The sequence below is a fragment of the Palleronia marisminoris genome, from assembly GCF_900172315.1.
In the GTDB taxonomy this organism is placed as follows: Bacteria; Pseudomonadota; Alphaproteobacteria; order Rhodobacterales; family Rhodobacteraceae; genus Palleronia; species Palleronia marisminoris.
On record NZ_FWFV01000001.1, the window covers coordinates 350,218 to 362,552 of the forward strand.

General features: G+C 68.7%; 14 protein-coding genes. 7 read left to right on the plus strand and 7 right to left on the minus strand.

Features of this window, described 5'->3' with window-relative positions:
* The first annotated feature begins 27 nt into the window (after nt 1–27).
* Together radA and PAM7066_RS01725 are read left to right on the plus strand one after the other, a co-directional pair.
* Nucleotides 28–1,395, plus strand: coding sequence for a DNA repair protein RadA (gene radA / locus PAM7066_RS01720; protein ID WP_085852385.1), 1,368 nt, complete (start codon nt 28–30; stop codon nt 1,393–1,395).
* A gap of 12 nt (nt 1,396–1,407) precedes the next feature.
* On the plus strand, nt 1,408–1,962 hold the full coding sequence (locus tag PAM7066_RS01725) for a CvpA family protein (protein WP_085852386.1): 555 nt from the start codon (nt 1,408–1,410) through the stop codon (nt 1,960–1,962).
* Nucleotides 1,963–1,966: 4 nt separating this feature from the next.
* On the opposite strand, the gene PAM7066_RS01730 is transcribed toward PAM7066_RS01725, so the two are convergent.
* Both PAM7066_RS01730 and PAM7066_RS01735 read right to left on the minus strand, forming a co-directional pair.
* Nucleotides 1,967–2,839 (minus strand): DMT family transporter, encoded by an 873-nt coding sequence (locus tag PAM7066_RS01730; RefSeq protein WP_276326052.1) that lies wholly within the window; start codon nt 2,837–2,839, stop codon nt 1,967–1,969.
* Nucleotides 2,836–3,432: a LysE/ArgO family amino acid transporter gene (locus tag PAM7066_RS01735; RefSeq protein WP_085852387.1), complete on the minus strand. Its 597-nt coding sequence runs from the start codon at nt 3,430–3,432 to the stop codon at nt 2,836–2,838. Before PAM7066_RS01735 ends, PAM7066_RS01730 begins: the two co-directional genes overlap by 4 nt.
* A gap of 95 nt (nt 3,433–3,527) precedes the next feature.
* On the opposite strand from PAM7066_RS01735, the gene PAM7066_RS01740 reads away from it, so the two are divergent.
* Nucleotides 3,528–3,800 carry a DksA/TraR family C4-type zinc finger protein gene (locus PAM7066_RS01740; RefSeq protein WP_085852388.1) on the plus strand — a complete coding sequence of 91 codons (273 nt, stop codon included), beginning with the start codon at nt 3,528–3,530 and terminating at the stop codon, nt 3,798–3,800.
* 3 nt (nt 3,801–3,803) lie between these two features.
* Here the strand turns inward: PAM7066_RS01740 and PAM7066_RS01745 are convergent, their stop codons facing one another.
* The 5 genes from PAM7066_RS01745 to PAM7066_RS01765 form a co-directional block, all read right to left on the minus strand.
* Nucleotides 3,804–4,544: a YebC/PmpR family DNA-binding transcriptional regulator gene (locus PAM7066_RS01745; RefSeq protein WP_085852780.1), complete on the minus strand. Its 741-nt coding sequence runs from the start codon at nt 4,542–4,544 to the stop codon at nt 3,804–3,806.
* A 104-nt stretch (nt 4,545–4,648) separates the two neighbouring features.
* Nucleotides 4,649–4,972: a hypothetical protein gene (locus tag PAM7066_RS01750; RefSeq protein ID WP_085852389.1), complete on the minus strand. Its 324-nt coding sequence runs from the start codon at nt 4,970–4,972 to the stop codon at nt 4,649–4,651.
* Nucleotides 4,972–6,750, minus strand: coding sequence for an SLC13 family permease (locus PAM7066_RS01755; RefSeq protein WP_085852390.1), 1,779 nt, complete (start codon nt 6,748–6,750; stop codon nt 4,972–4,974). Before PAM7066_RS01755 ends, PAM7066_RS01750 begins: the two co-directional genes overlap by 1 nt.
* 85 nt (nt 6,751–6,835) lie before the next feature.
* On the minus strand, nt 6,836–7,111 hold the full coding sequence (locus PAM7066_RS01760; protein ID WP_085852391.1) for a hypothetical protein: 276 nt from the start codon (nt 7,109–7,111) through the stop codon (nt 6,836–6,838).
* On the minus strand, nt 7,098–9,863 hold the full coding sequence (locus PAM7066_RS01765) for a [protein-PII] uridylyltransferase family protein (protein WP_085852392.1): 2,766 nt from the start codon (nt 9,861–9,863) through the stop codon (nt 7,098–7,100). The genes PAM7066_RS01760 and PAM7066_RS01765 overlap by 14 nt, the downstream gene beginning before the upstream one ends.
* A gap of 75 nt (nt 9,864–9,938) precedes the next feature.
* On the opposite strand from PAM7066_RS01765, the gene PAM7066_RS01770 reads away from it, so the two are divergent.
* The 4 genes from PAM7066_RS01770 to PAM7066_RS01785 all read left to right on the plus strand — a co-directional run bounded on the left by PAM7066_RS01770 (nt 9,939) and on the right by PAM7066_RS01785 (nt 12,323).
* Nucleotides 9,939–10,421: a YbaK/EbsC family protein gene (locus PAM7066_RS01770; RefSeq protein WP_085852393.1), complete on the plus strand. Its 483-nt coding sequence runs from the start codon at nt 9,939–9,941 to the stop codon at nt 10,419–10,421.
* Nucleotides 10,422–10,506: 85 nt separating this feature from the next.
* Complete coding sequence (locus tag PAM7066_RS01775; RefSeq protein ID WP_085852394.1) at nt 10,507–10,917, plus strand: DUF2852 domain-containing protein; 411 nt, start codon at nt 10,507–10,509, stop codon at nt 10,915–10,917.
* Between the two features lie 54 nt (nt 10,918–10,971).
* Entirely contained in the window at nt 10,972–11,421 is a 450-nt protein-coding gene (locus tag PAM7066_RS01780) for an RDD family protein (RefSeq protein ID WP_090928675.1), read from the plus strand.
* A 68-nt stretch (nt 11,422–11,489) separates the two neighbouring features.
* On the plus strand, nt 11,490–12,323 hold the full coding sequence (locus tag PAM7066_RS01785; RefSeq protein ID WP_085852396.1) for an arginyltransferase: 834 nt from the start codon (nt 11,490–11,492) through the stop codon (nt 12,321–12,323).
* The last annotated feature ends 12 nt before the right edge of the window (nt 12,324–12,335 follow it).

Sequence of the window (12,335 nt, forward strand, 5' to 3'; positions counted from 1 at the left end):
GCCCCGCGCGCGGGGCAGAAGGGCGCCATGGCGAAACCTCCCCTCTCCTTCGTGTGCCAGTCCTGCGGCGCGACCTATTCCAAATGGTCGGGCCGCTGCGATGCGTGCGGTGCCTGGAACACCATCGTCGAAGAGCAGCCGCTCTCGGCCGGGCCGGCCGCCAAGTCGCTCGGCACGAAGCGCGGCAAGGGCATGGCACTGACCGACCTGTCGAGCGAAGAGGCCCCCCCGCCCCGCGCCGCCAGCGGCATCGCCGAGCTTGACCGCGTGCTGGGCGGCGGCCTGGTGCCGGCCTCGGCGATCCTTGTCGGCGGCGATCCCGGGATCGGCAAGTCCACCCTGCTGCTGCAGGCTGCCGCCAGTTTCGCGCGCGCGGGCACGTCCTGCATCTACGTCTCGGGCGAGGAGGCGTCGGCGCAGGTCCGCATGCGGGCGCAGCGGCTGGGGTTGAAGGATGCGCCGGTGAAGCTCGCGGCCGAGACCAACCTGCGCAACATCCTGACCACGCTCGAGGCGGAAAAGCCGGACCTCGCAATAATCGACTCGATCCAGACCATGTGGGCCGACAATGTCGAGGCCTCGCCCGGCTCGGTCAGCCAGGTGCGCGCCGCCTCGCATGAATTGACGCGTTTCGCAAAGCAGCACGGGATCGCCGTGGTCCTTGTCGGCCACGTCACCAAGGAGGGCCAGATCGCCGGCCCCCGCGTGGTCGAGCACATGGTCGACACGGTCCTCTATTTCGAGGGTGAGCGCGGCCACCAGTTCCGCATCCTGCGCGCGGTCAAGAACCGCTTCGGCCCCGCCGACGAGATCGGCGTGTTCGAGATGACGGGCGACGGGCTGGCCGAGGTCGCCAACCCCTCGGCCCTGTTCCTCGGAGACCGCGAGCAGCCGCAGCCCGGTGCGGCGGTCTTTGCCGGCATCGAAGGCTCGCGCCCCGTCCTGTGCGAGATCCAGGCGCTGGTCGCCCCCAGCCCGCACAGCCAGCCGCGACGGTCGACCGTGGGCCTTGACAGCGGGCGGCTGGCGATGATCCTTGCCGTGCTCGAAGCGCGTTGTGCGATCCCGTTCTCGGGGCTCGACGTCTATCTCAACGTCGCGGGCGGCCTTCGCGTGCGCGAACCCGCGGCGGATCTGGCCGTCGCCGCGGCGCTTTTGTCGGCGCGCGAGGATGTGGCCCTTCCGCCGCAATCGGTCGTCTTCGGCGAGATTAGCCTGTCGGGTGCGCTACGCCCCGCCGGGCAGGCGGAAAACAGGTTGAAAGAGGCGAGCAAACTTGGTTTCTCCACCGCGATCGCGCCGGCCCAGACGAAGGCCCTCGCCGGAGAGGACATGGCCCTGCGCCAGTATTCCGATCTTGCGGGTCTCGTCGGTGACATATTCGGCGCCGGCTAGGAGAATGACTGTATGGACGGCTTCACCATCGTGGACGGGATCGTCGCGCTGATCCTCGTGGTCTCGGCGATTCTGGCTTATTCTCGCGGCTTCGTGCGCGAGGGCATGGCCATCGCCGGCTGGATCGTTGCCGCCATCGCGGCCTTTGCCTTCGCCGCCGCCGCCCAGCCGCTGGTGCAGGAAATTCCCTACATCAACCGCTACCTCGCCGATAGTTGCGAGCTGTCGATCATCTTCGCCTTCGCGGCGGTCTTTGCCGTGATGCTGGTGGTGGTGTCGATCTTCACGCCGCTTTTGTCCGGCGCAGTTCAGGATTCCGCGCTCGGCCCCATCGACCGGGGCCTGGGCTTCGTCTTCGGCGTTGCCCGGGGCGTGCTGTTGGTGGCCGTGGCGTTCGTCGTCTACGACCGGGTCGCAGTGACGGACCCGATCCCGTCGATCGAGAACTCACGCACCGCGAACGTCTTCGCCCGCTCGGAAGAGTCGATCAACGAGACGCTGCCCCAGGACGCGCCGGGCTGGGTCGTGCAGCGCTACGAATCCCTCGTGTCGGTCTGCACCGCCTGATCGGTCAGGGCGCGACCGGCGGCGTCTTCGGCCGCCGCCGCGCCTCGCGGATCGAGATGATGACGACCGATCCGACGATGATCGTGCCGCCCGCCAGCACGAAGGCGTCGACCCCTTCGCCGAACACCGCCCAGCCGAGAATCGTGGCCCAGACGAGCTGCAGGAAGGTCACCGGCTGCGTGACGCTGATCGGCGCGGACTTGAAGGCCAGCGTCATCGTCAGGTGCCCGGTCGTGGCGAGCGTGGCGACGAGGAACAGCCAGCCAAGCTCGTCCCATGTCGGCCAGACCCAGACCGCGATGGCGGCGGGTGCGAGGCCCAGCGTCGTCCAGACCGACAGCATGGCGACGACGACCGCGGGCGCGACCTCGTCCGACATGACCTTCGCGATCATGTAGGAACAGGCGAACAACAGCGCCGTGCCCATCATCGCCAGGTGACCCGGCCCGACCTCGCGAAAGCCGGGACGCAGGATCAGCACCACGCCGATCAGGGCCGCTGCGATGGCGCCGCCCCGCGCCCACGAGAATTTCTCGTTCAGGAATACGGCCGCCAGGATGGTGATGTAGACGGGCGACAGGTAGTTCAGTGCCGTGACCTCGGCGATCGGGATGCGGGTCATGGCGAAGAACCACAGGATCACGCCGACCGCGTGGATCGCACCACGCAACGCGAAGAGCCCGAGCCGCCGCTTGTCCAGCCGTGCGCGGCGGATCGCGCCCAGCAGCGGCAGCAGGAACACCAAGCCCAGCAGGTAGCGCAGGAACGCGGCCTCGGCCGCGGGGACGCGGCCGCCCAAGTGCTTGACGGTGGCGGTCACTCCGACGAAGAGGAACCCTGTTACCACCATCCAGAAGAACCCGGCCAGCGGCTTCACGAGGCCACCAGCTTCAGGGCCAGCGCCAGCATGGTCAGCCCCACGATGACGTCCAGCCAACGCCAGGCCGACGGTTTGGCGAAAAGCGGCGACAGAAGCCGCGCGCCGTAACCAAGGGCGAAGAAAAACACGAACGATGCCGTGACCGCCCCGACTCCGAAGCCGAACGGCCAGGGCGACTGGCTCGAGATCGAGCCGAGCAGCACCACCGTGTCCAGGTAGACATGCGGGTTCAGCCAGGTCAGCGCGAGGCAGGTCGCCACCGCGCGGGAAAGGTCCCCTGCCCGCTCGTCCGCCGCCTCCAGCGCCTGCCCGCCCCGCCATGCGGAGCGCAGGGAGATAGTGCCGTAGGCGATCAGGAATGCGGCACCCCCGAAGGTGAAGACCGGCGCGATCCACGGCGCCGCCTCGACCAGCCAGCCGAAGCCGGCGACCCCCGCCGTGATCAGAGCCGCGTCCGACACCGCGCAGGTCAGGACCACGGGCAGCACATGGGCACGGCGCAGGCCCTGCCGCAGAACGAAGGCGTTCTGCGCACCGATGGCCAGGATGAGGGAGAATCCGAGCGCGAAGCCCGACAGAAGCGACGTCATGCCTCTGCTTAGGATCGGTCCCCGGACTCGTCCAGAGCGCGGGGGCTGTAATCTTCTCCGTGGCCTCCTAGATCTTGCGGAAAGGAGGACGGATCATGGCAGGTGGCTGGACCCGCGACGGCGCGGTGAGCGAGCAGATCGAGGCGTCGATCGACGACGAGTTGAATCGGATGAAGGCACTGCGCAGGTCCGGCGACCGTCCCTCGCGCGAGACCTGCGCCGAATGCGACGAACCGATCCCTGAAAAGCGCCGCGTGGCGATCCCCGGCGTGCAGCTTTGCATCGACTGCCAGTCCGAGCGTGACGGCGCCCGCCGCCCCGCGGCGGGGTTCAACCGCCGCGGATCGAAGGACAGCCAGCTGAAATAGGCCTCAGAGCTCGGCCATGACCTCGTCCGACGTCTCGAAATTGGCGGTGACGTTCTGCACGTCGTCGTCATCCTCGAGCGCATCCATCAGCTTCATCAGCTTCTGCATGCCCTCGAGGTCGAGCTCGGTCGTCGTCTGCGGGCGCCACACCAGCTTGGTAGAGTCGGACTCGCCCAGCTGCTCTTCCAGCGCGGTGGCAACCTCGTTGAGGTCCGTCGCATCGCACCAGATCACATGCGCCTCGTCCGAGCTTTCCACGTCCTCGGCGCCGGCCTCGATCGCGGCCATCATCACGTCGTCCGAGCTTCCGGCCTTGGCCGAGTAGATCACCTGCCCCTTGCGGTCGAACATGAACGACACGCTCCCGGTCTCGCCCAGGTTGCCGCCGTTCTTGCCGAAGGTCGAGCGAACGGTCGACGCGGTGCGGTTGCGGTTGTCGGTCATCGCTTCGACGATGACGGCCACGCCGCCGGGACCGTAGCCTTCGTAGCGGATCTCTTCGTAGTTCTCGGCGTCACCGCCCTGCGACTTCTTGATGGCGCGGTCGATCACGTCCTTGGGGACCGAGCTCGACTTCGCTTCCTTCACCGCGAGGCGCAGGCGCGGGTTCTTTTCGGGGTCGGGGTCGCCCATCTTGGCGGCGACGGTGATCTCCTTCGCCAGCTTCGAGAACAGCTTGGAGCGCGCCGCGTCCTGACGTCCCTTGCGATGCTGGATATTCGCCCATTTGGAATGGCCGGCCATGATGACGTGCTCCCCGATGTCCCCTGGATCGCGCGGGATATAAAGCACCAGAGGGCTGGCGTTCAAGCCTTGCCGCCTGGCCCCGGGCGGGATTTTCTCTGGCCTCAGCCCCGCGGGCCGAACCCTTGCGCGCCATTCGGAGCAGTCAGCACGACCCACGGGTCCTGCGCGACGGGAGCCAACGGCAGGCGCGGACGCGTCGTCGGCCGGCGCACCTCGACCGGCCAGGTATGGGGACAGCCGCGGAAGGCCCCGCTCCACGGACCCGACGATGCGCCGCGCACCGAGGTGCAAAGCGCCCCATCCGTCATCTGCGCGGTCACCGTATCGCGATAGAGCGTCACCTCGCGCGGTGCGATCGGCCGGTCCGCCACCACGGGTGCGGCGCAGGCGGCCAGCAGCGGCAAAAGCAGAAGGGCGCGGGTCATCACAGGGGCCAGATGAGCGGGATGAAGACGCTGGCCGAGCACGCCAGAAGCAGGTTCATGGGGATCCCCACCTTGAGGTAGTCGGTGAACTTGTAGCCGCCGGGGCCGAAGACCAGCATGTTGGTCTGGTAGCCGATCGGCGTCGAGAACGCCGAAGAGGCGGCGAACATCACCGCCACCACCAGCGCCCGCGGATCATAGCCCAGCGACGTTCCGATGCCGATGGCGATGGGGGTCAGGATGACGCCGACCGCGTTGTTCGACACCATCTCGGTCAGGACCGAGGCCATGACGTAGACGACGAAGACCACCGCCATGGGTGGCAGGTTGGTCAGAAATGGCGCAAGCCAGGTCGCCAGCAACTCGACCGCGCCCGACGCCTGAAGGCCCGCGCCCACGGCGAGCATTGCGAAGATCAGCGCGAGCAACTGGCCCTCGATGAACGAGAAGGCCTCGTCCGCATCGATGCAGCGGGTCAGCAGTATGACTGCCACCGCGACGATGGCCAGTCCCAGGATCGGGGCGACGCCAAGCGCCGACAGGACCACGACGCCGATCAGTGACGCGACGGCGACGGGCGCCTTGTGCCGACGATAGGCCTGCGCCTGGGGGCGGGACATGTCGAGCAGGTCCATGTCTGTCGCCAGCCTCTCGATATCCGCCGGCGCCCCTTCCAGAAGCAGCGTGTCACCGACCCGCACGACGATATCCTCTAGCTGGCGGCCCACGTTCTGGTTCCGGCGATGGACGGCCAGCGGGTAGACGCCGTAGCGCCGGCGCAGGCGCATCGCCCCAAGCGACCGGCCGATCATCCGGCACCCCGGCGAGATCAGGACCTCGACCGTCTCGGTCTCGACCGAGGACAGGCGATCGACACTGCGCAGGTCGCGCCTTTCCTGCAGGCTGAGAAGTTCCGCCATCTCGGTGCGCAGCACCACGCGGTCGCCGGCCTCGAGCTCGACCGAGCCCAGGTCGCGCCGCAGCGACGCGTCGCCGCGCAGCACGTCGACCACGCGACCGCCCTGGCGCTTGAATGCCTCGACGCCCAGAACGCTGTCCCCGATCAGGGACGAGCCCTCGGGGATCGCGACCTCGGTGAAATACTTCATGCGGCGACGCTCGGACAGCATGGTGCCGATGGACGCCCGCTCGGGCAGCAGGCGCCTGCCGATGAAGGCCAGGTACAGGCCCCCCACGGCGATCTGGATGGCCCCCAGCGGCGCGATTTCGAAGATCGAGAACGCCTCGAGCCCGTTCGACCGCGCGACGCCGTCGACCAGAAGGTTGGTGGACGTGCCGATCAGCGTCAGCGTGCCGCCCAGGATGGCGGCATATGACAGCGGGATCAGCACCTTCGACGGCGGCACGCCGATCCGCTTGGCCAGTTGCACGAAGACCGGGATCATCACCACGACGACCGGCGTGTTGTTCATCACCGCCGACCCCAGCGCCACGGCGACGAGGGTGATCACGAGGGTGCGGATGGGCCGCCGCTCTGCCCGCGCGTCGGCGACCTCGGTCAGATAGTTCAGCGCCCCCGTCCGCACGAGGCCCCCCATGATGATGAACATGGCCGCGATGGTCCACGGCGCGGGGTTCGCCAGCACCTCGAGCGCGGCCTCGTAGGGCAGCAGGCCCGTCGCGAACATCAGGGCGGCGCCGCCGATGGCGACCACCTCGGTCGGGTAGGTCTCGCGCGCGAAGAGGACGAACATCCCCACCACGATCGCGAAGCTCAGAAAGGCCGGGGCCGAGGGGTCGAGGAAATTCTCAATCATGCCTGATTCCGAGCAAATCCCGGGGACATTAGCCGCCGGTCAGCCGGGTGCAAGCGACGAGTGCACCGCGACCGCACGTCAGGTCCTAGCTGTCACGCTGGCGCCCGGCCCAGCCTCCGCGCCGCCGGGGCTTGGGGCTGGCGACCAGCGCCTCGCGCAGCACACCGCACATCGGATGGTCGCGCGGTCGCCCCTGGTGCAGCGCTAGAAGCCGCGCGGCGGCCTCGTTGGCCGGCATCTCGGCGGGCAGCGACAAGGCCCAGTCGAGGAAGATCGAGCGGCATTCAGCCTCGGTGATCCCGTCGATGCGGAAGCTCTCGGCGATCAGCCCCTTCGGGTCCGCCTCTTCACCCTTCGCCATCGAGCACCTCCCGCACTGCCTGCGCCGCCGCATCCGCCTCGTTGCCGATCCGGTCGGAAAGCGCGCCGATCGCCTCGGACCCGGTTTCGCGCAGTAGCATCTCTTCTCCGGCGGCGCCAAGGTCGGCCGGGTCGAACGCGTCGCCGACCAGCAGGCGCTTGACGTCCTGCACGCGGCTGAAGAGCAGGTAGGCGCGTCTCAGGTTCGCGGCTGTCTCCTCCGGCAGAAGGCCGCGCTCCAGGCCCGCGTCGAGCTGCGCCAGCGGTGCGCGCGCATCCGAGCACGCCAGCAGGCCCATCGCCTGCGCGGCCAGCTCGATCTCGGTCATGTGCCCCGGCCCCGCCTTCATGTCCCAGGGGCCGCCCGGCTTCGCCTCGGCCAGCCGGTCGAGCATCGTGCGGGCATCCGCGACGATCTGGGACCTGTCATGGTCGCCCCTGATCACGGCGCGGCGGACGGCCTCCACGTCCTCGATCAGCGCCGCGCCGCCGGCGATTCCGCGGGCCCGCGTCAGCGCCAGATGCTCCCACGTCCAGGCCTGATCGCTCTGATAGGCCTCGAAGGCCGACAGCGCGGTCGCGACCGGCCCCTGCTTGCCCGAGGGGCGCAGGCGCATGTCCACCTCGTAGAGCTTGCCCGCCGCCGTCGGTGCGCTCAGCGCGGTGACCAGCGCCTGCGTCAGGCGCGCGTAATAGGTCCGCGCGGGCAGCGGGCGGCGGCCCTCGGACTGATCCTCGCCAGCGGCGTCGTAGATCACGATCAGGTCCAGGTCCGACCGCGCGGTCAGGTGCCTGGCCCCGAGCGAGCCCATGCCCAGCACCATCGCCCCTCGCCCCGGCGGCGGGCCGTGCTTGCCCCCGAACTCGGCGATCACGGCGGGCCAGAGCGCGCGGATCACCGCGTCGGCCAGGTCCGTGTATTGCCGCCCGGCCTCGGCCCCGTCGATCAGCCCGCGCAGGTGGTGCACGCCGGTGCGGAAATGCCAGTCGCGTGCCCAGGAGCGGGCAGCGTCGAGCTGGCGCTCATAGTCCGTCTCGGCCGCGAGATGACGCGAAAGTTCCCGCGCCAGCTCGTCCTCGCCGGGCCAGTCGGTGAAGAAGTGACCGCCGAGAACCCCGTCGAGCACGCCGGCATTGCGGCTGAGATACGCCGACAACTCCGTGGTGGTGCCGGCGATGTCGGCGATCAGGGTCAGAAGTTCGGGATTGGCCTCGAACAGAGAGAAAAGCTGCACCCCCGCCGGAAGCCCGCGGATGAACCCGTCGAAATGGACCAGCGCCAGGTCAGGTCGCGGCCCCGCCAGCAGGCGCTTGAGAAGGATCGGCTTGATCCGGTCGAAGATGTCGAGCGCGCGCTCGGACCGCAGAGCGGGCACGCCGCGCCAGCCCTCGACGAGGGCGGCCTGCTCCTCGGTCAGCTCGGGGCCGGTGGCGGCGGGTTCCGAGGGGGCGAAGAACGTCTCGGTCAGGTCCGAGACCCGCTCCAGCCGCTCGACGATGTCCCGGCGCAGGTCGGCCTCGGGGCGTCCGACGAACGCGGCGAGGCGGGCGAACCCCTCGGCATCGTCGGGCAGCAGATGGGTCTGCTGGTCGGCGATCATCTGGATGCGATGCTCGACCTCGCGATGCGCCGCGTAGTCCATCGCCAACTGCTGGGCGGTGTCGTCGTCCACCCAGCCTGCGGCGGACAGATGCCCCAGCCCTTCGACCGTCCCGCGCACCCGCAGGCCGGCATCCCGCCCGCCGGCGATGATCTGAAGCGTCTGGGTGAAGAACTCGATCTCGCGGATGCCGCCCCGGCCGAGCTTCATGTCGTGCCCTTCCAGGCGGATCGGCCCGCCCAGCCCCCTGTGGTCGCGGATCCGCAGCCGCATGTCGTGCGCGTCGCGGATGGCGGCGAAGTCCAGGTGCCGGCGCCAGACGAAGGGGCGAAGCTCTTCCAGGTAGCGCTCGCCCGCGCGCACGTCCCCGGCGCAGGGCCGCGCCTTGATATGGGCGGCGCGCTCCCACGTGCGGCCGAGCGACTCGTAATAGCGCAGCGCCGCCGCCATCCCGAGGCACACGGGCGTCACCCCCGGATCTGGCCGCAGCCGCAGGTCGGTGCGGAAGACATAGCCGCCGCCGGTCGTTTCGGTCAGCAGGCGGCTGGCGCGCTGCGTCGCCTTCACGAGCGCGGAACGCGCGGCATGAACGTCGTCGGTGGCGTAGGCATCCTCGTCGAAGAGGCAGATCAGGTCGATATCCGAGGAATAGTTCAGCTCGAACGCGCCCATCTTCCCCATGGCGAGGGCGACGAAGCCGCCCGCATCGCTTTCGGTATCCGGCAGGCGGCCGCGCTTCATCTCGGCATCGATCTCGCGACGCCAGGCGCGGTCGGTGGCGAGGTCGGCCAGACGGGTCAGCGCGCCGGTCACGTCACCCAGCGACCACACCCCGCCGCAGTCGCACAGCGCCACGAGCAAGGCCACGCGCCGCTTGGCCCGCCGCAGGGCCTCGCCGAGGTCGGCGGCCTCGGCGGTGTTGGCCTCGGACAGGATCTCGTGCAGCGCGGTTTCGGGTTCGGAGTCGAGCGCCTCTCGCAGCCAGTCGGCCTCGGCCTCGATCAGGCGCTGCAGGTAGGGGCTGCACCCGGCGACGCCCGCCACCAGGTCGCGAAGGGTGTCGGGCAGTTCACCCAGAAGGGACAGCGCTTCATCCGCGCGGTCGCGGTCGAAGGGATCAGGCGCGCGGGTGATGCGGGTGGCGAACGACATGTCCCAGAGATCGCGTATGCCGCGCCAAGGTCAAGCATCTTGCACCGCCCGCCGGATCGGGGCACCACGACGCCCATGAGCAAGAGCCTGAAACGTGTCATCCGCGCCCTCGCCGATCTCGGCCTTCCCGCCCCGATGGAGGTCGAGGCCCAGACCCGCACCGCCCAGGAGGCCGCCGACGCGCTTGGCGTGGCGCTGGACCAGATCGGCAAGTCCATCATCCTGCGCGGCACCGACACGGGCCAGGTCTACCTGTTCCTGACCGCCGGCGGGCAGCGCGTGGATACCGACAGGGCGGCCGTCCTGGCCGGCGAGCCGCTCGACCGTGCCGATGCGCAGGCGATCCGCGAGGCAACAGGCTTTGCCATCGGCGGAGTCTCTCCGATCGGTCATGTGCGACCGACGCCCACGTGGATGGACCGGCGGCTGCTGGATTTCAGCGTGATCTGGTGTGCCGCCGGCACGCCGCGGCACAACTTCCCCGCCGACCCGGCCGTGTTGTCCACCGCCATCGGCGCGCAGGTGGCGGATTTTGCCTCCACCAACGAAAAAATGTAAAAGCCGTTCACATTGCCCCTTGCGGGCCCGATCCGGGCCTCCCATCTGATGTGATGTGAAAGGCATTAACATCCAGGAGGATTACATGACCAGCTTCGCCGACACGCCCGTCCAGCGCCAGAACCCTCTGATCCGCGTCGAGGGGTGGCTCGACCGCCGCGGCCGCGCGGGATGGATCGCCGCAATGGTGCTTGGCTTCGTCTTCGTCTGGCCCGCCGGGTTGGCGCTACTGGCCTACATGCTCTGGGCCAACAAGTTCTCGCTGTCCGGCAAGGGCTGCGGGATGAGCCGCCGCATGAGCTTCCGCCAGCAGACCACCGGCAACGCCGCCTTCGATGCCTACCGCGCCGAGACGATCCGCCGGCTGGAAGAGGAGCAGGCGGCCTTCGAAGGCTTCCTCAAGCGCCTGCGCGAGGCCCGCGACAAGGCCGAGTTCGACCAGTTCATGGCCGAACAGGGCAAGTCGAAGTCCGACGAGGACAAGGACGCCGCCTGAGCCATCGCCCGCCCCTTCCAAGGGGCGGGCCAACCGCCTATTTGAGAGGACATGATGACCGCCGCCCTCGGACTGCCCGACCCCCATCGCGACGCCGCCTTCTACGAGGACACCGCCATCAAGCGCGGCCTCGCCTGGGTGGTGGACGTGATCGCGATCACCAGCCTGTCGCTTCTGCTGACGCCGCTGACGCTGTTCACCTCGATCTTCTACTTCCCCGTCTTCTACGTGATGGTCGGTTTCGCCTATCGCACCGTCTCGATCGCGAAATGGTCGGGAACGCCCGGGATGCGACTGATGTCCGTCGAACTTCGCGACGCGAGCGGGGCGCGCTTCGACCTGCCACAGGCCGCGCTGCACACGCTGGGCTATACGGTCTCGTGGGCGGTCTTTCCGCTGCAGTTGCTCTCGGGCGCGCTGATGCTCGGCACCGCACGGAAGCAGGGGCTGAGCGACCTGGTCCTCGGCTCCGCGGCAATCAACCGCTCGGCCCTCGACATGTAGTGACGAGCGGGGTTGGCGAAGCCGAAGTGTCGCGCTACCGTCCTGCTCGATGAGCTTTCCGAGGGCCCATGCGACATACCCTTCCCATCGCGCCGCAATTCTATGTGACGGCGCCTCAAACTTGCCCGTACCTGCCGGACCGGGTCGAGCGGAAGCTGTTCACCGCGCTCTCAGGGGACGACGCTCAACTTCTGAACGATACCCTGTCGCGGCAGGGTTTCCGACGTAGCCAGAACGTCCTCTACCGCCCGTCCTGCTCGGAGTGCTCGGCCTGCCTGTCGGCGCGGATCCGGGTTGCGGATTTCAAGCCGAACCGTACGCATCGCAAGATCATCAACCGCAACGCCGCGATGACGCGCGCCGCGAACGCACCATGGGCGACCGAAGCGCAGTACGAGCTGTTCCGCGCCTATCTCGACTGTCGCCACGCCGATGGCGGGATGGCCGACATGGACATCTTCGAGTTCGCGGCGATGATCGAGGAGACTCCGATCCGCAGCCGCGTCGTCGAGTACTCGCACCCCGACCCCGAGACCGGCGCCTCGGAACTGGCCGCCGTCTGCCTGACCGACGTGCTCGAGGACGGGCTGTCGATGGTCTATTCCTTCTACGACCCCGCGGCAGCGCAACGGTCGCTGGGGACCTACGCGATCCTCGACCACGTCGAGATCGCGCGCGAGGCGGGCCTTCCCTACGTCTATCTCGGCTACTGGGTGCCGGGATCGACGAAGATGGGCTACAAGTCCCGCTTCGACGCCCTCGAGATCTACAAGGGCGGCGCGTGGCAGCCGATCGGCGCGCCGGCCGAGCACGAGAACGAGATGCATCCCCTGTCGACCGACCCGATCGCCGAGCAGGTCGCAAAGCTCGACCTGCCGGATTCCATGTCGCGCCACGACTGAGCCCGCACGGGC

What these genes read in the sequence shown, in the direction of transcription:
- radA (WP_085852385.1), top strand. Translation starts at nt 28, where the DNA reads ATGGCGAAACCTCCCCTCTCCTTCGTGTGCCAGTCCTGCGGCGCGACC.
- PAM7066_RS01725 (WP_085852386.1), top strand. Translation starts at nt 1,408, where the DNA reads ATGGACGGCTTCACCATCGTGGACGGGATCGTCGCGCTGATCCTCGTG.
- PAM7066_RS01735 (WP_085852387.1), bottom strand. Translation starts at nt 3,432, where the DNA reads ATGACGTCGCTTCTGTCGGGCTTCGCGCTCGGATTCTCCCTCATCCTG.
- PAM7066_RS01740 (WP_085852388.1), top strand. Translation starts at nt 3,528, where the DNA reads ATGGCAGGTGGCTGGACCCGCGACGGCGCGGTGAGCGAGCAGATCGAG.
- PAM7066_RS01745 (WP_085852780.1), bottom strand. Translation starts at nt 4,544, where the DNA reads ATGGCCGGCCATTCCAAATGGGCGAATATCCAGCATCGCAAGGGACGT.
- PAM7066_RS01750 (WP_085852389.1), bottom strand. Translation starts at nt 4,972, where the DNA reads ATGACCCGCGCCCTTCTGCTTTTGCCGCTGCTGGCCGCCTGCGCCGCA.
- PAM7066_RS01755 (WP_085852390.1), bottom strand. Translation starts at nt 6,750, where the DNA reads ATGATTGAGAATTTCCTCGACCCCTCGGCCCCGGCCTTTCTGAGCTTC.
- PAM7066_RS01760 (WP_085852391.1), bottom strand. Translation starts at nt 7,111, where the DNA reads ATGGCGAAGGGTGAAGAGGCGGACCCGAAGGGGCTGATCGCCGAGAGC.
- PAM7066_RS01765 (WP_085852392.1), bottom strand. Translation starts at nt 9,863, where the DNA reads ATGTCGTTCGCCACCCGCATCACCCGCGCGCCTGATCCCTTCGACCGC.
- PAM7066_RS01770 (WP_085852393.1), top strand. Translation starts at nt 9,939, where the DNA reads ATGAGCAAGAGCCTGAAACGTGTCATCCGCGCCCTCGCCGATCTCGGC.
- PAM7066_RS01775 (WP_085852394.1), top strand. Translation starts at nt 10,507, where the DNA reads ATGACCAGCTTCGCCGACACGCCCGTCCAGCGCCAGAACCCTCTGATC.
- PAM7066_RS01780 (WP_090928675.1), top strand. Translation starts at nt 10,972, where the DNA reads ATGACCGCCGCCCTCGGACTGCCCGACCCCCATCGCGACGCCGCCTTC.
- PAM7066_RS01785 (WP_085852396.1), top strand. Translation starts at nt 11,490, where the DNA reads ATGCGACATACCCTTCCCATCGCGCCGCAATTCTATGTGACGGCGCCT.